Origin of the sequence: uncultured Porticoccus sp. (genome assembly GCF_913061305.1) — a bacterium.
Lineage (GTDB): Bacteria > Pseudomonadota > Gammaproteobacteria > Pseudomonadales > Porticoccaceae > Porticoccus.
This window is the reverse complement of record NZ_CAJXST010000001.1, coordinates 409,045-428,867: the sequence shown is the minus strand read 5'-3', so window position 1 is coordinate 428,867 and position 19,823 is coordinate 409,045. Positions and strand designations below refer to the sequence as shown.

Below are 19,823 nucleotides of genomic sequence, written 5' to 3'. Positions count from 1 at the left end.
GAACAGGAACAGGAACAGGAACAGGAACAGGAACAGGAACAGGAACAGGAACAGGGTGAGCCTGAAGCTGAAACAGTCACCGAGGCAAGACTACCAGAACAAATCGATATTCACTGGCCCGACCCCGCAACAGCCGACTCTACTCAGCAGCCCGAAGATGACTCACCAACAGTGCGTGAAAGCTCGCCACAGGCGTTGGCAGAGGACAGCTCAGCGCAGCAACAGAGCGAGACCACTCTCTTTTACCCCCCCGCCAGACCCCGGCAGAAAACCTGGCTGTGGCTATCACTTTCCCTGTTGGCTGTTGCCCTGCTGGCAGCCCAGTACCTGTATTTTTTCGCCGACGTGATTGGCGCGGACCCGAGCCACCGGCAATGGATAGGCCGCTATTGCGAGGTGGCGGGCTGTAAACTGTCACCCCTGCAGGATCTGAACAAAATCAGCAGCGATCAGTTAATGGTCTACAGCCACCCGGAAATACCCGATGCCCTGAACGTGGATGCCGTCCTGGTCAATGAGGCCAGTTTTGCACAACCCTTCCCGGCGCTGCTGCTAAGGTTCGAAAACCTGCAGGGGGAAATCCTTGCCCAGCGGCTTTTTCAGCCCAAGGAATACCTGCACGGTGATCTGGCCGATATGACCATGATGCCCGCCAGACAGCCGGTGAGGCTTAGGCTGGAGCTGGTTGATCCCGGACAAGACGCCGTCAGTTATCTGCTATTCATTCCCAAATAATCTTTATTCCGCCGGCCAAGAGCGGGTATCATCAACACCCCGTTTTTTCCGAGCTTAGATTGAGGCAACCCGACTTGGTGAAGATTGGTCATCATGCGCTGGCATCACGAACCATACTGGCACCCATGGCCGGCGTGACGGATTTGCCATTTCGCCGGCTCTGTCGAGCACAGGGTGCTGGCATGGCCGTGTCCGAGATGATCACCTCTGATACCCGCCTTTGGCACACCCGGAAGAGCCGCCAGCGGCTGGTCCACAAGGATGAGCTCTCGCCCAGATCCGTACAGATTGCCGGCAGTATCCCGACCCTCATGGCGGATGCCGCCCGACAGAACAGGGAGCTCGGTGCCGAGATCATCGATATCAATATGGGTTGCCCCGCCAAAAAAGTCTGCAAACGGGCAGCCGGATCGGCATTGCTCCAAGATGAGAAACTGGTGGCAGCTATTCTCTCCGCCGTGGTCGGGGCCGTCGACATTCCCGTCACACTGAAAATCCGCACCGGCTGGGACAGCCAGAATCGCAACGCGCTCAACATCGCCAGAATTGCCGAGAATTGCGGTATCCAGGCGCTCGCTGTCCACGGACGCACCCGCGCCTGTCGCTTCAACGGCCACGCTGAATACGACACAATCGCGGGAGTGGTGCAATCAGTGGATATCCCGGTATTCGCCAACGGTGATATCCGTTCTGCGGAGGATGCCAAAGCCGTGCTTGACCACACCTGTGCAGCCGCCGTGATGATTGGCCGCGCCGCCCAGGGCAACCCATGGCTATTTCGTGAGATCAATCACTATCTGGAATACGGCTCGCTACCTGAACCCCTCTCCGGGCAGGAATTCGCTGCCCAGGTGGTTGACCATATTCGCGCCATACACACGCACTACGGGGAATATTCAGGGATCCGGATTGCCCGCAAGCATGTGGGCTGGTACGTTGAGCGCCTGCCCGGCGGTGACACCTTTCGCCGCTCTTTCAACCAGCTGGACAACCATAACGAACAAATAGACCGCCTGCACACCTACCTGGCAGGACAGAACAATTGGGACCAAGCCGCATGAGCGCCATTGATACATTTACGATCCAGGCCGAGGTAAGCGCCGAACCATCGGATACCACACACCATCACAAATCCCTGCGTCTCTGTGTGGAAACCGCACTGCAACAATATTTCCTGCATCTGGACGGACAGCCGACCAATGATCTGTATCAGCTGGTACTCACGGAGGTGGAGGAACCCCTGCTTGAAGCGGTGCTCAGCTATACCCGCAACAACCAGAGCAAGGCGGCAGAAATGCTTGGCCTGAACCGCGGCACACTGCGAAAAAAACTCAAACAATACAATCTACTATAAAACACCAACACTGAGGACCATATGAGCGACTTGCGTAAAGTTTCCCGCGCCCTGATCAGCGTCTCTGACAAGACAGGCATTGTTGAATTCGCCAGGGCACTGAGCAATCAGGGCGTCGAGGTCCTCTCTACGGGCGGCACCTACCGCCTGCTCAACGAGAACGGCATCAGTGTCAGGGAAGTCTCGGATTACACCGGATTCCCGGAAATGATGGACGGCCGAGTCAAAACCCTTCATCCCAAAGTGCACGGGGGCATCCTCGGTCGTCGCGGCACCGATGACGGCGTCATGGGTGAACACGGCATCCTGCCCATCGACATGGTGGTGGTAAACCTCTACCCCTTCGCCGCCACCGTGGCCGATCCCAACTGCGACCTGCCAACCGCCATTGAAAATATCGATATCGGCGGCCCCACCATGGTTCGCTCCGCCGCCAAAAACCATAAGGATGTCGCCATTGTGGTCAATGCCGACGACTACAGCGCAGTACTGGATGAAATGCAGGCCAACGGAGGCCAACTCAGTTATGACACCCGCTACACCCTGATGGTCAAAGCCTTTGAGCACACTGCCGCCTACGACGGCATGATCGCCAACCACTTTGGCGCCCGCCCTTTCAATTTTGCGCCGGACACCAACGAGAAACGCGACTTCCCCGACACCTTCAACACCCAGTTCCTGAAAATCCAGGAAATGCGTTACGGCGAGAATCCACATCAGAAGGCGGCCTTTTACGTAGAAGCCAGTCCGGCGGAGGCCAGTGTCGCCACCGCCCGTCAATTGCAGGGCAAGGAGCTGTCCTACAACAATATCGCCGACACCGACGCAGCCCTGGAGTGCGTCAAGCAATTCGACCAGCCCGCCTGCGTGATCGTCAAGCACGCCAATCCCTGCGGCGTGGCCGTGGCAGTGGATATCGGGACCGCCTATGACCTGGCCTTTGCCACTGACCCGGAATCCGCCTTCGGTGGCATTATCGCCTTCAACCGCGAGCTGGATGCGGCCACCGCCGAAGCCATCTGCGAAAAACAGTTCGTGGAAGTAATCATCGCTCCCAGTGTCTCTGATGCGGCAGTGACCGCAGTCAGCAGCAAGAAAAACGTGCGGCTGCTGGCATGTGGCCAATGGGGCAAATCCCGCCCACAGGACTTTGACTTCAAACGGGTCAATGGCGGCCTGCTGGTACAGGATCGAGATAACGGCATGGTCTCCGCCGCCGACCTGAAAGTGGTCACCGACCGGAAACCCACGGATGACGAGCTGGCAGACCTGCTGTTCGCCTGGAAGGTAGCCAAAATGGTGAAATCCAACGCCATCGTCTACGCAAAAAACAACCAGACGATCGGTGTCGGGGCGGGCCAGATGAGCCGCATCAACTCCGCCCGTATCGCCGCCATCAAGGCGGAGCACGCGGGACTGGAAGTGAAGGGGGCAATCATGGCCTCCGACGCCTTCTTCCCGTTCCGGGATGGTATCGATAACGCCGCCACGGTGGGCATCAGTTGCGTAATCCAGCCCGGTGGCTCGATCCGCGACGAGGAAGTCATCGCCGCCGCCAACGAACACGGCATGGCCATGGTGTTTACGGGTATGCGGCACTTCCGTCACTGATAATGCACGACAACGTTGTTCCTATCGCGTTGATTTTGCGGCGCTTGTGCCCTGCCAGCACAATCGCCGCTGTCATTTAAGGCAAGAGAATTACGCATGAATATTCTGGTAATAGGCTCCGGCGGACGGGAACACGCACTGGCGTGGAAAGCAGCCCAGGGCCAGGGTGTGGAAAGGGTTTTCGTGGCACCGGGCAATGCGGGCACAGCGCTGGAACCGTGTGTCCGGAACATCGCTATCGATGTCAACGACTTTGCAGCACTGGCAGATTTTGCCCAGCAGAATAACGTCGCCCTGACCATCGTCGGCCCGGAACAGCCACTGGTGGATGGCATTGTGGATTTTTTCGCCGGTCGCGGTCTGCGGGCCTTTGGCCCCTCGAAAGGGGCAGCGCAGCTGGAAGGTTCCAAGGCGTTTACCAAGGACTTCCTGGCGCGCCACAACATCCCCACTGCGGAATACCAGAATTTCACTGAGATCGAACCGGCGCTCGCCTACCTGCGCGAGAAAGGGGCCCCCATTGTCATCAAGGCCGATGGCCTGGCCGCGGGCAAAGGGGTGATTGTCGCCACAACCCTGGAGGAAGCCGAAAACGCCGTGCACGATATGCTGGCGGGTAACGCCTTCGGCGATGCCGGCCATCGGGTGGTGATCGAAGAGTTTCTGGCCGGCGAGGAAGCCAGCTTTATTGTCATGGTGGACGGGGAACATATCCTGCCAATGGCGACGTCGCAGGATCACAAGGCACGGGATGACGGCGACCGGGGACCGAATACCGGCGGTATGGGGGCTTACTCCCCGGCACCGGTGGTGACCCCCGAAATTCACGAGCGCGTCATGGCCGAGGTGATTCAGCCCACCGTGCAGGGGATGGCGGCAGAGGGTAACCGTTACACCGGTTTCCTGTATGCCGGGCTGATGATCATGCCCGACAGCACCCCCAAGGTGATCGAGTACAACTGCCGCTTTGGCGATCCGGAAACCCAGCCGATCATGATGCGGCTAAAATCCGATCTGGTGGCACTCTGCACTGCGGCACTGGACAAGACGCTTCACCACTGCACCGTTGATTGGGACCCCCGGGCTGCGCTGGGTGTCGTATTGGCGGCGGGAGGCTACCCAAATGACTACCGCAAGGGTGATGTCATCTCAGGGCTTCCCGCTTCCGGCACAGAAGACAGCAAGGTTTTTCACGCGGGGACCAGAGAGGTTGATGGGCGGGTTGCCACCAACGGCGGGCGAGTGCTCTGCGCCGTCGGTCTGGGCAATACGGTCTCTGAAGCCCAGCAGCGGGCCTACCAGCTGGCAGAGCAGATTTGTTGGGATGATGTCTATTTTCGCCACGATATTGGCTATCGGGCGATCGCACGGGAGAAGGCCTAGCTACTGCTGCTGACGTCGCAACCAGACCTCAAGGCCCTGGGCATTCAGTTCAAGATCCATTTCAAGATCCTGCTCAATCAACGCCATGTCGGCATCCGGCCAGCGAGCCTTTATCCGTGTCAGTGTGAGCTCTGTTATCCGCTTGTAAATCGTGCTCTCCCGCTCTGGTCCAGCCTCCAGGGACAGCGCCATGTCACACCAGGCGTTTATTTGCTCGCGCAACAACATCACGTAATTTTCAGGTTCATCCAGTAGGCTGTAATGGGTGAGATAAACCCGCCGGGGCCGATAGCTCATCAGCAAGTCCAGCGAGCTGAGCAGCCGCTCAGGCGCAAATTGCACAGGTGTCGTGGTGGGCATGATAAACCGGTCACCCCCCAGCGCCGGGGTCAGATAAGCGAGGCCGAAAGTGTCTCCGGTAAACCAGCCGCCACTGACCTTATCCCAAACACAACAATGGTGCTCGGCATGTCCCGGGGTATGACGAAACTCCAGTGTGCGCCCACCCAGATTCAGTCGCAACCCGTCCTCGGCGCTGATAATGCGTTCTTCAGGCACAGCCACAAGCTCGCCATACAGTGACCGGTAGGCCGACTCCCCGTAGACCGCGATAACACCCGCTATCAGTTTTGTGGGATCCGCCAGATGACGAGCGCCGCGGGGATGAACAACCAGCTGGGCATCGGGGTAACGCTGCATTAGCAATCCGGCACCACCAGCGTGGTCGAGGTGCACATGGGTGGGAATCACGTAGCGAACGGCCGCTGCCGTCAGACCCAATGAATCCAGTGCCTCACTGATAGCACTCACGGTGTGACTGGTACCGGTTTCAATAATCGCCACCTCGCCGTCATCCACCAGCAGATAACAACAGGCTTGTCCCGGCCTCACGTATTGCGCGTCGATACAGTAAATACCGTAACCGAGAAATTGCTGTGGATGGTCTATCATCTATTACCCTCGTGTGTTGACGGATGATTTTGCTACAATCTTGTCACCACCAACAGTTTAGGGCAAAACCGTGCACACAAGGCAGCTTACCAAGCTCGATGGACTTCTTCTTCAGGTAGACCGTGCCCTGCGCACCCTGGCAGCCGAGCCTCCGGCGCCGGCCCGCCTGTCACCGGGAAAAACCGTCGAGGAGCACACGCTGGATGAGCGTGAAAAGCGGCACGCAATAGGTCTGATGCGGGTCAACCACACAGGAGAGGTCTGTGCCCAGGCGCTTTACCAGGGACAGGCACTGACAGCAAAACTCACCTCGGTTCGCACTGAGATGGAACAGGCTGCCGATGAGGAAATTGATCATCTGGCCTGGTGCCAGGACCGGCTCAAGCAGTTGGGTGGACACACCAGCCTGTTGAACCCAATTTGGTACGGCCTGTCTTTTGGCATCGGGGCCACTACCGGGCTGGTCAGTGACAAACTCAGCCTCGGCTTTGTGTCAGCCACCGAACAGCAAGTCTGTCAACACCTCGAAAATCATCTGGAAATACTGCCGGAAAACGACACCAAAAGCCGCGCCATTGTGCAGAAAATGCTGGAAGATGAGGGCAAACATGCGGCGGTGGCGAAGGAGGCCGGCGGCCTGGAATTTCCCTCACCAGTGAAGGGCTTGATGACGCTGATCTCCGGCGCCATGACCAAAACCAGCTACCATATTTAATCAGCGGGCGCGGACTGCCTGTCGAGCCTGCTCCTTGATGTCCTGAACAATGCCAATAATCTGATCTTTGACCCATTGGTGAGCCGGCGACTTGATGGTCCTGACATGCTGCACCAATACCACCGGAACGGTATTATCAAACTCCAGTTCTTCCGGGTAGGGTTTACGCACAATACCGTATGACTCACTCTCGATTTTCAGGTCGTGCATGGTGGCCATCATCAGGCAATCGGTATGCCACAGGGCATCCATGGCCGTCATCAACTGGGTGGTGACCAGAGTTTTCTGTCGCTTCAAACCATGTTTCGCCAACTCCCGATCAAACCGGCTCTCTGCACTGGCCGATATGGGACCCGTCAGCAACAGATAATACTGAATAAACGGGTATTCAAGCATTTCCACCAGGGTCAACTTGTCCTTTTTGGCAAGCGGATGCTCGGCACGCATCCACACCGCTGGCGTAAAACTGCCCAACGGCGTCACGTGATATTCACTCCCGTAGGGGCGGGCAATTTCGATGGCAAAGTCCAGATCCCCGTCCTCCAGCGCACGACCTTCCTCCTCCGCTTCACTGGTCAGCGTCAACGACATTCTCGGCGCTTCCCTGATTATTCTCTGGGTGAGGGTGGGCACCACCTGCACCGCGATAAACTCTGCCGTCATGATGCAAATTTCCCCCTCGTAAGTCAGCGGATCAAATTTGCTGCTGGCCACCAAATCTGACACGCCGGCCAACAGTGTCGGCAGGTGGGCAGCCAGCTCATTGGTTCTGGGCGTTGGGATCAGCCCCCGCCCACTGCGGATAAACAGCGGGTCATCGAACAGGTCCCTGAGGCGCTGAAGGGTTTTACTCATGGCCGGCTGGGTGATGAACAGTCGCTCCGCGGCCCGCGTCACACTGCGCTCTTCCAGCAACACCTGCAGAGCCACCAGCAAGTTCAAATCAACCCGGGACAGAATTTTGGTATCCACAAAAAACATTCCTATAGATTATGAATAACATTATCTTAATACATTTGAGTCATAGTAAGTCAATGACTATATTGACACTGTACCAAGCGGGGTCAAGGAGTGGTTTCCACCAAGCGACACCCCCTCACTGGTTACCTGGTGTCGCTGAACCCAAAGCCCCGTGAATGTACCGGATGAGTGAAATACTCCCAGTATTGAATTATCAGGTCATTCAAGTGTAGTTCTCTTACTCCCTCTATATCTTTTTCAGGCAACGCAAGTTGCCTGTTTTTTTGTGTGCACAGCATAAATAAACACAGGGAATGAGTTAGATAAATTTAATACATTTCAATCATGATCTGGCGCGAACTATAGTTAGCCCATTGTTTGTCAGACAAGATTGGCTTTTCAAACAATCCATTGATACTTTATCTCCCTCCTATTTAAATCCCTTGGGCAGCACCGCTGCCCTTTTTTTTGCGCGCAGAAAACCGCCCCGCGGACCCGGGGAGCTCACATTCAACAGGCGGAAAGTCTTTGGCGGATGTCAGGCAGAATGGATTTCGTAACTGTGGGTGATTTCGACGCCGCCTCTGGTCAACATGATAGACGCGGAGCAGTATTTCTCTGCGGACAGTTTTACCGCATTACTCACCAGATTGTCTTTCAGACCCCGACCGGTGACCACGAAGTGGATGTGTATGCTGGTGAAAACTGCGGGTACTGTATCCGCGCGCTGCGCATCAATTTCTGCCACACAACCCGTCACATCCTGACGGCTCTTCTTGAGAATATGCACCACATCAAACGATGAACACCCCCCCATACCACAGAGGACCATCTCCATGGGGCGGGCGCCCTGATTCGTGCCACCGTGATCCGGCGGGCCATCCATCACGACCTGATGACCTGACTCTGTTTCTGCGGTGAATTTTACATCACCACCCCAGATGACTTTTGCTTTCATGACGATACTCAATCCAAAAAGTGCCAAAAGGCTAACATAATTGATGTGCCTTTACCCCTAGAATTACCTGACTTGACGCACATGCGTTTCGCAATGAGGAGCAACGGGTGATGATAAATTCTAACTTGGACAGCGAGGCGTTTGTGCCCATAATGGGTGCTCTGTTCGAAAAACCTCACCCTGAGGAGGAAACCAAGTTGGCTCCTGCACCCATCACACCCCACATGCCAAACGCGGAAGAGTTCCTCGCTCACTGCCACCGCAGAAAATATCCAGCAAAAAGCACCATCATCTACGCCGGCGATGAGGGCGATACCCTCTCCTACATCGTCAAGGGTTCTGTCACCGTCCTGATTGAAGACGACGATGGTCGCGAGATGATTGTGGCCTACCTCAATGAAGGTGATTTTTTTGGTGAAATGGGACTATTCAAGCAGCCGGATCGAAGTGCCTGGATTCGCGCCAAAACAGAATGCGAGGTCGGTGAAATCAGTTACGGCAAGTTTCAGGAGCTGTCCAGGCAGCACCCGGAATTTCTGTTTGCCATCGGCGTACAACTGGCCAAGCGCCTGCGCGATACCACCCGTAAAGTGGGCGATCTCGCCTTTCTGGATGTTACCGGTCGCGTGGCACGCACACTACTGGATCTGTGCAAGGAGCCCGATGCCATGACCCACCCCAATGGCATGCAGATCAAGATCACTCGCCAGGAAATTGGAAGAATTGTGGGCTGCTCCCGGGAAATGGTTGGCCGGGTACTGAAAACCCTTGAAGACCAGGGATTGGTGTCGGTGAAAGGCAAAACCATGGTCGTGTTTGGCACCCGCTAAAACCGGCTAGCTGGTTGCATGAAAAAATTTTACCGGAGGACTTCCTGGCGCTCCCCCGGTCTAACACTGCTCGTTACCTCTTGGCCCTGACAGAGCCCCAGCCTCCCTTAAACTGTCACCGACAGATACAAGGAAAGCCAATGGAAAATACTGATATCCGCTATCCAGTTCCCGGCTCATGCCAGTGTGGAAAAGTCACCTATGAACTGCTGGCAGCACCCATCAAGGTGATCATTTGCCATTGCCGGGAATGCCAGAAGCTTTCCACCAGCGCCTTCAGTATCACGGCGATGGTGAAGCGGGACGATTTAAGGATTAATGGGGAAATGCAAGCCTGGGAGCGGTTGGCGGAAAACGGCAATCGAAATTGCGCAACCTTTTGCCCGAATTGTGGCAACCGCATCTATCATTTCAATCCGGCGCAACCGGACATCATCAAGTTGAAGCCGGGAACCCTGTCCGACACCCGCATAATCCAACCCGTTATGCATGTCTGGACAAGTGAAAAACAGGACTGGTACCAGATTCCGGAAGGCATCGAGCAACACCAGAAACAACCCTGGTGACTGCACTGAGCCCTAATTAAACATTTCCAGTAATTTCAGGCCCGGCTCCCCGGCACGCATAAACGTCTCACCTATCAGAAAGGCATTGACGTTATGCCCTCGCATGGCAGCTATATCATCAATAGAGACAATCCCGCTTTCCGTGATCACAATACGGTCGTCGGGAATTTTTTCCAGCAACTGAAAAGTGGTCTCAAGGGTCGTCTCAAATGTTTTCAGATCGCGGTTATTGATGCCGATCATGGGGTTCTCAATCAATAGTCCCCGATCGAGCTCCGCCGCATTGTGTACCTCAACCAGTACGTCCATGCCCAATTCCACAGCAATGCCGTGCAACTCTTCCATCAAGGGCTGCTCAAGCGCGGCGACAATCAGCAGAATACAATCGGCACCGAGCACATAGGACTCGTAGACCTGATAGGGGTCAACGACAAAGTCCTTGCGCAGTACCGGCAAGCGGGTGGCCTCCCGGGCCATCTTGAGATACTCGTCGGCACCGAGAAAAAAAGCCTCCTCTGTAAGCACCGAAAGACAGGCTGCCCCGCCTTTTTCATAACTTCGCGCAATGCTCACCGGGTCGAAATCTTCCCTGATAAGACCCTTGCTGGGAGAGGCCTTCTTTACCTCGGCAACCACCGCTGCAAGCTCCTGGTCAAGCTTGCGTCGCAGCGCAGCGGAGAAACCGCGAATTTCACGCGGCTCCCGGCACTGCTCTCTGAGCTCGGCCATTGAAACATTCGCCTTGCGACGAGCGACCGACTCGATCTTGTGATCGAGAATTTTTTTCAACACAGTCGGTGTATCGACAGCGGGGCTCATCATCTATCCAGCTCCTTTAGGCAGCGGGTGAAGGCTGCAAGATCATCCATCTTTGCTCTTGCCAGGCCGCTGCCGAGGGCGTCCTGTGCCAGACTGACACCTTCCGCCAGGTCTGCGGCGACTCCCGCCACATAAAGTGCCGCACCGGCATTCAGGGCCACCATATCGGATGCAACCCCACCTTTTTTGGATAATGCAGATTTCACCATGTCCAGACTGTCTTTGGCATCGTTGACCTTCAGACTGTCCAATGAGCCTCGCTGCAAACCGAAATCCTCCGGGCCGATCCCGTATTCGACAATCTCACCATCCTTCAACTCGGCCACCAGGGTATCGGCGGCAATACTGATTTCATCGAGTCCGTCTTCAGCATGAACCACCAGCACATGCCTGGCACCCAGTTCACGCATTACCTCAGCCAACGGTTTCAACCAATGGCGGTCGTACACACCCAACAGCATATTCGGCACCCTGGCCGGATTGGTCAGAGGGCCGAGCAGATTGAATACCGTCCTCACGCCAAGCTCACGCCTGGGACCAATGGCATGCTTCATGGCACTGTGGTGGTTCACCGCAAACATAAAACCAATGCCAACCTCTTCCACACAGAGCGCCACTTGCTCGGGCGAGAGGTCAAGTTGCACCCCCGCACACTCCAGCAGATCGGCGCTGCCGCTTTTGCTGCTCACCGAGCGGTTGCCATGCTTGGCCACCCGCGCACCGGCCGCCGCCGCCACAAAACTGCTGGCGGTGGACACGTTGAAGATGCCGGCACTGTCGCCGCCGGTGCCGACAATATCGACAAGAAAATCACCGGTTATCGCAACCGGCGTTGCCAGCTCACGCATCACCTGCGCAGCGCCGGTTATTTCTGCAACCGACTCCCCTTTCATGCGCAGTCCCACCAGAAAACCGCCGATTTGAGCGGCCGTGGCACCACCGGTCATGATCTGCTGCATCACCGCTCGCATCTCGCCGCTATCGAGATCCCGACGCTCAAGGATACTGGCTATGGCTTGCTGTATATCCATCTTCTGTCAGCCCCGGAGAAAGTTTTGCAGCAGGTCGTGACCGTGCTCGGTGAGAATGGATTCCGGATGGAACTGCACCCCTTCCAGTGCATAGTCGCGGTGTCGCAGCCCCATGATTTCATCCTCCTGCCCATCTTCGGTCCGCGTCCACGCAGTAATCTCGAAGCAATCCGGCAGCGTCTCGCGCTCCACCACCAGCGAGTGGTAGCGCGTGGCCTCGAGAGGATTGGACAGGCCCCGAAATACCCCGGTGTCCGCATGGTAAATAGACGAGGTTTTACCGTGCATCACCTGTCGCGCACGCACCACTCTGGCACCAAAAGCCTGGCCAATACTCTGATGGCCCAGACAGATACCCAAAATTGGAATTTTCCCGGCAAAGGTTTTTACCAGCGCCACAGAAATACCCGCTTCATTGGGAGTACAGGGGCCGGGAGAGATCACGATTTTTTCCGGCGCCAGGGCTTCCACCTCGGCAATGGTGATTTCATCGTTGCGAAATACCTGCACGTCCGCCTTCAGCTCACCGAGGTACTGGACCACGTTGTAGGTGAAGGAGTCGTAATTATCGATCATCAGGATTTTAGGCATTATAACTCCTTGATTTAATTGATTTTATAGGAGATACTGCCATCTTGTTATACACTCCATTATACACATTGACTTTGGATTCCCGCAGACAATACCCGGAAATCACCTCGCAGGCAGCCCCGAAGTACAGACGGCGAACTTCACTCTGCAAGCAAAACACAGTACTGGTAACCCAGGATCTAAAGCCAATGGCAAGCACAACCGTCTGATGCAACCCAGCTACACGCCGCATGCTCTGATAAAGGACAAGTAATGTAAGTGGCACCGGGCAATCTCCTTAGGTCTTGGAGCCGCCGTGCCGGAGAGTCATCTGCTATACCTTGACCACCGGTTCGGCGGCAAGGCGCGGTCGAAACCGCAACGACGAGCCGCTCCCTATTGGAAGCGCCACCACAAAGCAACTGTAATCGAAGCGGTACGGGTCATGGCAGACCTTAGTCAAGTGGATCGGAGAGCCAAGCGTGGAACTCCGCGCGCAGGGGCTCAAAAAAACCCAAGTATTCTAACACGGAAGCCACATTTGTCGTCTACTAACATGTTGTCTCAAACGACTAGGAGCTACAGCCCCAAACGTCCTCACCACCATCAAATGCGGTGTGTGTAGCTCTGGTGAACACCCCGAAAAATACCTATTGCGAGGCAATCTGAGCTGGGCGCTAATCAGACCGATGACGCGCGGGAAGTGTAACCAGGCTGAACCCGGCACAGGTTTCACTTCCCGCGCACGAGGCCAACTACAGCTTGGTGTACACACGACCATCAGGATCTCAAAGAATGCTCACGCCACAAGTAGTATACAGCCGGCAGTACCAGCAGGGTCAGAATAAGCGCACTTACCATGCCGCCTACCATTGGAGCCGCAATTCGGCTAACAACTTCTGCACCAGTGCCAGAGCTAAACATAATGGGCAGCAACCCAGCAATAGTGGACACCGCAGTCATCATGACCGGCCTAACACGTAGTCCAGCCCCACGTATCACCGCCTCGGATAGCTCCTCCTTCCGTAGCGGCGCCTTTAGTTCTTCGCCATCACTCAAAAGTTGAGTATACGACTGGTTAAGGTAGGTCAGCATAATGACGCCGATCTCCACCGTGACACCGGCAAGAGCAATAAACCCAACCGCCACAGCTACAGAAAAATTGTAATTCAGAAGGTACATCAGCCAAATGGACCCAACTACAGCGAGCGGCAAGGTACCTAAAATTATGGCAACCTCAGCAATGCTCCGGAAATTCATGTACAGCAGCACGATGATAATAGCCAAAGTCAGTGGCACCACATAGGTCAGCTTTTCCTTAGCCCGCAGCATATACTCATACTGGCCAGACCAGGTTACGGAGTAACCCGCGGGCAGTTCCAGCTCTCGCGCGACGGTCGCCATTGCCTGCTCGACATAGCTGCCTACGTCCACGCCGTCGATATCGACAAAGGTCCAACCATTGAGCCGCGCATTCTCGCTTTTGATGGCCGGTGGACCGTCTTCCACGTAGACATTCGCCACATCCGCCAGAGCGATGCGTTGACCACCAGGCGTGACAATGGGCAAGAGTGCGAGTTGCTCCGGCGAGTCGCGGTAATCCTGTGGATAGCGCAGATTCACCGGATAGCGCTCCAATCCCTCGATGGTCTGGGCCACGTTCATGCCGCCAATGGCGGTGGCTACCACCTGCTGAACGTCGGCAATATTGAGGCCGTAGCGCGCGGCCTGTTCCCGCTGGATATCCACCTTGATATAGCGCCCGCCCGCTACCCGTTCGGAGTAAACCGAGGCGGTACCGGGCACATCCTTGAGGATCTGTTCCAGTTGTTGGCCAACCTTCTGGATTTCCTTCAGGTCCTCGCCGGCCACCTTGATGCCCACCGGCGTCTTGATGCCGGTGGCCAGCATATCGATGCGTGTCTTGATGGGCATTACCCAGGCGTTAGTCAGGCCGGGAAATTGCACCAGCGCATCCAGCTCCTTCTTGAGCTTCTCCGTGGTCATACCCTCACGCCACTCCTCCCTCGGCTTAAGCTGGATAAAAGTCTCGATCATGGTCAGCGGTGCCGGATCCGTCGCCGTCTCGGCGCGTCCAATCTTTCCAAACACGGTTTTCACCTCTGGCACGGTGGCAATCAGCTTGTCGGTCTGCTGGAGCAGTTCTCTAGCCTTGCCAACAGATAGCCCAGGATAGGTAGTGGGCATGTACATGAGATCCCCTTCATCAAGATCGGGAATGAACTCGCTGCCGATTTTGTTCACCGGCCAGATCCCAATTAGGAAGATCAACACAGCGATAACAAGTGTTATTTTTGGAAAACGCAATACGGCTTTTAGCAGCGGCATATACCCCGCGATCAGAATCCTGTTAATCGGGTTTTTGCCTTCAGCGACTACTTTCCCACGAATGAAATACCCCATAAGCACCGGCACCACCGTGATGGCCAGCGCGGCACTGGCCGCCATAGCATAGGTTTTGGTGAAGGCGAGGGGTGAGAACATCCGGCCCTCCTGGGCTTCCAAGGTGAATACCGGCAGAAAACTCACTGTGATAATAAGCAAGCTGAAGAACAATGCCGGACCCACCTCGGAAGCCGATTGTGCTACGACTTGCCAACGGTTTTCCGTGGTCAAGGGCATACGTTCCATATGCTTATGCATGTTTTCGATCATGACGATAGCGCCATCTATCATGGCGCCGATCGCGATCGCGATACCCCCGAGCGACATGATATTGGCATTGATACCCTGCCAATACATAACCATGAATGCCGTCAGGATACCCAGTGGCAGACTGATGACCGCTACCAGGGACGATCTGACATGAAACAGGAAAATGACACAAATCGCTGCCACAATAGCGAGCTCTTCAAGCAGGCTCTTCCAGAGGCTTTCAATGGCTCGAGAGATCAGCCCCGATCGATCGTAAACGGTGACGATTTCGACACCCTCCGGCAAGCCTGCCTTGAGCTTCTCCAGCTTGGCCTTGACGCCATTGATGGTCTTCTGGGCATTTTCGCCAAAGCGCATCACCACGATGCCACCGACCGTCTCGCCTTCACCATTGAGTTCGGCGATACCCCGGCGCATCTGTGGCCCCAACTCGATATCAGCCACGTCCTTGAGTAGCAGCGGTGCACCGTTGACGTTCACGCCCAGCGGGATGGTGGCGAGATCCTGGATGCCCTGAATGTAGCCGCTGGCGCGAACCATGTACTCGGCTTCGGCCATTTCCACTACCGAGGCGCCCATCTCCTGGTTACCGCGTTGAATGGCCATCTGGATATGGGATAGCGGTATACCAAATGCTCGCAGTTTTTCCGGATTTACCTTTACCTGGTACTGCTTGACCATGCCGCCAAGTGCAGAGACCTCGGAAACCCCGGGCACTGTCTGCAGTTCATATTTCAGAAACCAGTCCTGCAGGCTGCGAAGCTGACTAATGTCATGCTGGCCAGTGCGATCCACCAGCGCGTAGAGGTAGACCCAGCCAACACCGGTGGCATCCGGTCCCAGTTGCGGTCGCGCGTTGGGCGGCAGCGTGGGCGCCACCTGGGACAGGTATTCCAGCACCCGCGAGCGCGCCCAGTAGGCGTCCGTGTCCTCGTCGAAAATCACGTAGACGTAGGAGTCGCCGAAGAAGGAGTATCCCCGCACCGTGACGGCACCCGGCACCGACAACATGGCGGTGGTCAGTGGGTAGGTCACCTGGTCCTCCACTACCTGCGGCGCCTGCCCCGGGTAGCTGGTCTTGATGATTACCTGGACGTCGGACAGGTCCGGAATGGCATCCACGGGGGTGTTTTTCAGTGCGAACAGGCCGCCGCCGACCAGTATCAGGGTAGCCAGCAATACGAAAAAGCGATTGCCGATCGACCAGCGAATAATGGATTCAATCATGGTCGCTCTCCTTCTGATCGTGACCTTCATGGGTCATCCCTTTTTGCTTGTCCACTGAAGAGCCCGCTTCCCTATCCTCTGGGGAATATGGCTCAGTGCTGCCTCGCGTTTGGTCCGGGATCCGCACCTGGGTTACCCGATAACCCTTGTCGGGATCCTGCGTGACCTGAACCTGCAGGCGCATGTCTTGCCGGAGCTCTTCCATATCGACCGACTCGGCGACAGCGAAATCCATGGTCATCGCCGGCCATTGCCAGGCATCAATCGGGGCATGGGCCAGGGTCACCATCCAGTGGTCGGGCATCAGGCTCTCTATGCGTGCCTGCACCCATACCGCCAGAGGCGCTTCGACCTCCCCGGCATGGGACATCCGCTTGAAATCCGATGTCTTACTGGATTCCGAATCGATCAGGAACTGTGCGGAAGTGACGATATGCTCGCCTTCCTTGAGCCCCGACAGTATTTCCACCTGTCGTTCTCCCACGCGTCCGACCTTCACGGCAATGGACTTGAACCTGCCTTCGCCCAGGGCCAGTACCACGCGCTCTTGGGTGCCGGTGCGAATCAGCGCCTCCCGCGGGATCAACAGGGTTTTAGTCCCCGGCTGGGTTTGGATGTGCATTTCGGCAAACATGCCCGGCTTCAGAAACCTGTCGGCATTGTCGAAATGCACTCGAATCTGCACGGTGCGCGTCTCGTCGTTCAGCGAGGGATAAACGTAATCCACCTGTCCCAACCACTCCCGGCCAGGCAGATAATCAAGTCGCATGCGTACCCTGTTTCCGGTTCTGACGAGGCTGGCCTGGCGTTCGAAGATTTCACCGATCACCCAAACATGCTCCAGTTGGCCTATGGTCATCAGACTCATGCCGGGTTTGACGAACATGCCCTCGCGCACGCCCAGGTTGTCCACGACACCGGATTGCGGCGCGGCAATGGTGATTGCCTGATTGACTTGTCGGGTTTGACGCAGCTGTTCGATTGCCCTCTGGGGAACCTGCAAGGCCGTCAGTCGGTCGACGGCGGCGCGAACCAGCTGAGGATTGTCACGCTTCAGTGCCAGCACCAACTCTTCCTGGGCATTCACCAGGGTTGGTGAATAAAGAGCGTACAGGGGTTCCCCCTTTTCAACCGGATCACCATCGGCCTTGACATGAAGTTTCTCGACCCATCCCTCCACTCTTGGGTGGATGTGGACCAATCGGTCTTCATCGTACTGCACATACCCCACCGTTTTGACGTCCAGGGACAACCGACCTGATTCCACACTGGCAGTACGGACCCCGAGATTATTGACGACATCCGGCGAAATCTGCACGGTACCGGCTTCATCCTCGCTATCACCTTCCTCGTATACCGGGATCAGGTCCATGCCCATGGGTGATTTGCCAGGCTTGTCGCGCCGGTAGTTTGGATCCATGGGCGCCACCCAGTAGAGCGGCTTGCGTTCGCCAACAACGGTTTGCGCACCATCTTCTCTGGCAGCACTCAGCAGCCAGACGCCCGCAGCGCCGATCACAATGCCGATAACGGCCGCGATCAAGGGTTTCGAAAATACATTCATGATGATCTCCTTATAAATCTTCTACCGATCGCAGGGCGTCAGCCGATGCTTGGGTAAGCAGGTAATTGATCCGGGCAGTCGCCTTTTGCCGTTCCACTGCAATGGCCAGGGCATCGATTTGGGCGTTCAATTCGGCAATGCGGGCACGCACCGCTTCCGCAAAGTCGCCGTCGTCGTTGTTGTAGGCGGCCAGCGAGGCTTCAGCCTGTTCGGCCATTTGTGGCAGCAGCTGGTCGACATAGAGGGCATGACGTTCATCGAGGCGGGCCAGGTCGACCGCCGCCGTCTCCAGTTCTGACACCAGCCGGCGGCTCAACAGTAATTTCTCGGTCTTGATCGCCTCGGTGCGGCTCACCGCGGCGCTCAGGGCCTTGTCCTGCCGGTTGGATGTGAAAATTGGCAAATCGAAGGTTATTCCGAGGGAGAACAGGTCAGCCCTGTCCCGGCCCAGCGGGTCCTGATCGCGATAGCCGTATTGGGCGTTGATCCCCCACTCTGGCTTGTATTTCTGGCGCGCCAGGTCGATATCGGTTGCCGTGGCGTCAATCCGCAAGTCCATCGCCAGCAAGGCGGGATGACTCATGATCCGTTCATAACGCTCCTGTTCGGAAGCCTGAGCCGACACTGACGCAGTGGGCGAGAGAGTTGGCAGCGTCGGTGCCAGGCCGATGTTGGCTCGCGACCCAATCCATTCGGCCAGGCGCTTCTGGGCAGCCTCCTGTTGCTGCCTGAGTGCCGTCAAACGATCCTCGAGGCGGGTCAATTCCAGTTGCGCGCGGATCACATCCTGCTGACGTGTTCGACCTACCGCTGTCGCATAGCTCGCCAGCGCGGCGTCCACCAGATGCTCGAACAAAGATCGGTCTTGTTCAATGATCCGGATGCTCTCCTGGGCCTTGAATGCCTCCAGCCACAACTGCGTCACCGTCGCCGCCACCTTGGCCCGGCGATCCTGCCGCAACAATGGATGGCGCAGCGCGAGCTGCTGTTTCTGTTGCTTCGCCAGCGCGAGCGTGTCACCCCGGGGAAACATCTGGCTGATCCCCACGGATAGCTGGGTCATGGCCTCCTGATCGATGTCAAAGGTATCCACGGGAAAGTTACCGGCCGTCAGGCTCATCCTTGGGTCCGGCAGGGTGGCCGCAGCCGTGGCTTCGTCACTCAAGGCAGCTTGGGTATGGCGGCTGCCAGCCAGCCAGGGATCGGCCGTGATGGCGATGTCGACTGCCTTGTTCAGCGTCAATCCCTCCTGTACTGCCTGTGCATTGACGAGGACACTGCCGGCACCGAACAGTAGGATTAGCAGGTGTATGAATACTTTCATGGTTGTGCTTCTCGCTGATATTGCTGAGCCGCGTTTTCCACGCTGGCAAACACTTCACTGCTACCGTCCTTTTTCAGCAGCAGCACCTGATAGGGCGCAAATCTGTCCCCGACTTCCATACCAGGACTGCCCAGCGGCATGCCGGGCACCGCAAGTCCGATGGCGTTGTGCGGCGGATTCGCCAGGAACCCCCGGATATAGCGCGCCGGAACATGCCCTTCGAACACGTACCCCTGAGACGACACGGCGGTATGACAGGACTGGTGACGGGACTCGATCTGGTATCCCTCTTTGATGGCATTGAGATCCGATGGGTGTCTCGCGGTCGTATCGAAGCCTGCTTTTTCAAGGCGAGACATCCACTTCTTGCAACAATCGCAGGTGGGTTGCTTGTAGACGGTGAATTTTTCCACCCCGTATGAATCGGACCCGCTGGGTGTTGACCTGCCTTGCGATTCACCGCCACAGGCAGTCAGGAGGGGGAGCATGATCAACCCTAACGTTAGGCCTTTTAATTGCGATAACTTCATATTTGCCTCCGGCGATAAA

Annotated in this window: 18 protein-coding genes; 8 read left to right on the top strand and 10 right to left on the bottom strand. The window is 56.4% G+C overall.

Going from position 1 to position 19,823, the window contains the following annotated elements; translation table 11 throughout:
• The 5 genes from QZ516_RS02090 to purD form a co-directional block, all read left to right on the top strand.
• A partial coding sequence (locus QZ516_RS02090; protein ID WP_297185502.1) for a DUF3426 domain-containing protein occupies window positions 1-735 on the top strand: 735 nt, incomplete at its 5' end.
• Between the two features lie 74 nt (window positions 736-809).
• Window positions 810-1,796 carry a tRNA dihydrouridine synthase DusB gene (gene dusB, locus QZ516_RS02085; RefSeq protein WP_297185498.1) on the top strand — a complete coding sequence of 329 codons (987 nt, stop codon included), beginning with the start codon at window positions 810-812 and terminating at the stop codon, window positions 1,794-1,796.
• A complete protein-coding gene (gene fis, locus QZ516_RS02080; protein WP_036859026.1) occupies window positions 1,793-2,089 on the top strand; it encodes a DNA-binding transcriptional regulator Fis in 297 nt (98 codons plus the stop codon). Before dusB ends, fis begins: the two co-directional genes overlap by 4 nt.
• Window positions 2,090-2,110: 21 nt before the next feature.
• Window positions 2,111-3,700: a bifunctional phosphoribosylaminoimidazolecarboxamide formyltransferase/IMP cyclohydrolase gene (purH, locus tag QZ516_RS02075; RefSeq protein ID WP_297185495.1), complete on the top strand. Its 1,590-nt coding sequence runs from the start codon at window positions 2,111-2,113 to the stop codon at window positions 3,698-3,700.
• A gap of 96 nt (window positions 3,701-3,796) precedes the next feature.
• A complete protein-coding gene (gene purD, locus QZ516_RS02070) occupies window positions 3,797-5,083 on the top strand; it encodes a phosphoribosylamine--glycine ligase (protein ID WP_297185493.1) in 1,287 nt (428 codons plus the stop codon).
• Here purD and QZ516_RS02065 read toward each other — a convergent pair whose 3' ends face one another.
• Window positions 5,084-6,034 (bottom strand): MBL fold metallo-hydrolase, encoded by a 951-nt coding sequence (locus tag QZ516_RS02065; protein ID WP_297185491.1) that lies wholly within the window; start codon window positions 6,032-6,034, stop codon window positions 5,084-5,086. It lies immediately after the preceding gene.
• Window positions 6,035-6,104: 70 nt separating this feature from the next.
• Between QZ516_RS02065 and coq7 the strand changes: the two genes are divergently transcribed.
• On the top strand, window positions 6,105-6,749 hold the full coding sequence (gene coq7, locus QZ516_RS02060) for a 2-polyprenyl-3-methyl-6-methoxy-1,4-benzoquinone monooxygenase (protein WP_297185489.1): 645 nt from the start codon (window positions 6,105-6,107) through the stop codon (window positions 6,747-6,749).
• Here coq7 and QZ516_RS02055 read toward each other — a convergent pair whose 3' ends face one another.
• A complete protein-coding gene (locus QZ516_RS02055) occupies window positions 6,750-7,721 on the bottom strand; it encodes a LysR family transcriptional regulator (protein WP_297185486.1) in 972 nt (323 codons plus the stop codon).
• A 526-nt stretch (window positions 7,722-8,247) separates the two neighbouring features.
• Entirely contained in the window at window positions 8,248-8,667 is a 420-nt protein-coding gene (locus tag QZ516_RS02050; protein ID WP_297185483.1) for an OsmC family protein, read from the bottom strand.
• Window positions 8,668-8,819: 152 nt separating this feature from the next.
• Here QZ516_RS02050 and crp point away from each other — a divergent pair, with 152 nt between their 5' ends.
• Window positions 8,820-9,497 carry a cAMP-activated global transcriptional regulator CRP gene (gene crp / locus QZ516_RS02045; RefSeq protein WP_365332631.1) on the top strand — a complete coding sequence of 226 codons (678 nt, stop codon included), beginning with the start codon at window positions 8,820-8,822 and terminating at the stop codon, window positions 9,495-9,497.
• A gap of 140 nt (window positions 9,498-9,637) precedes the next feature.
• Entirely contained in the window at window positions 9,638-10,063 is a 426-nt protein-coding gene (locus QZ516_RS02040) for a GFA family protein (protein WP_297185481.1), read from the top strand.
• 12 nt (window positions 10,064-10,075) lie between these two features.
• Here the strand turns inward: QZ516_RS02040 and trpC are convergent, their stop codons facing one another.
• The 7 genes from trpC to QZ516_RS02005 form a co-directional block, all read right to left on the bottom strand.
• A complete protein-coding gene (trpC, locus tag QZ516_RS02035; protein ID WP_297185478.1) occupies window positions 10,076-10,885 on the bottom strand; it encodes an indole-3-glycerol phosphate synthase TrpC in 810 nt (269 codons plus the stop codon).
• A complete protein-coding gene (gene trpD / locus QZ516_RS02030) occupies window positions 10,882-11,913 on the bottom strand; it encodes an anthranilate phosphoribosyltransferase (protein WP_297185476.1) in 1,032 nt (343 codons plus the stop codon). Before trpD ends, trpC begins: the two co-directional genes overlap by 4 nt.
• Window positions 11,914-11,919: 6 nt before the next feature.
• Complete coding sequence (locus tag QZ516_RS02025; protein ID WP_297185473.1) at window positions 11,920-12,504, bottom strand: aminodeoxychorismate/anthranilate synthase component II; 585 nt, start codon at window positions 12,502-12,504, stop codon at window positions 11,920-11,922.
• Between the two features lie 759 nt (window positions 12,505-13,263).
• Entirely contained in the window at window positions 13,264-16,386 is a 3,123-nt protein-coding gene (locus QZ516_RS02020) for an efflux RND transporter permease subunit (RefSeq protein ID WP_116368942.1), read from the bottom strand.
• Window positions 16,379-17,950 carry an efflux RND transporter periplasmic adaptor subunit gene (locus tag QZ516_RS02015; RefSeq protein WP_116368943.1) on the bottom strand — a complete coding sequence of 524 codons (1,572 nt, stop codon included), beginning with the start codon at window positions 17,948-17,950 and terminating at the stop codon, window positions 16,379-16,381. The genes QZ516_RS02020 and QZ516_RS02015 overlap by 8 nt, the downstream gene beginning before the upstream one ends.
• A gap of 10 nt (window positions 17,951-17,960) precedes the next feature.
• On the bottom strand, window positions 17,961-19,274 hold the full coding sequence (locus QZ516_RS02010; protein ID WP_297185466.1) for a TolC family protein: 1,314 nt from the start codon (window positions 19,272-19,274) through the stop codon (window positions 17,961-17,963).
• A complete protein-coding gene (locus QZ516_RS02005) occupies window positions 19,271-19,633 on the bottom strand; it encodes a DUF411 domain-containing protein (protein ID WP_297185463.1) in 363 nt (120 codons plus the stop codon). The genes QZ516_RS02010 and QZ516_RS02005 overlap by 4 nt, the downstream gene beginning before the upstream one ends.
• Between the last annotated feature and the right edge of the window lie 190 nt (window positions 19,634-19,823).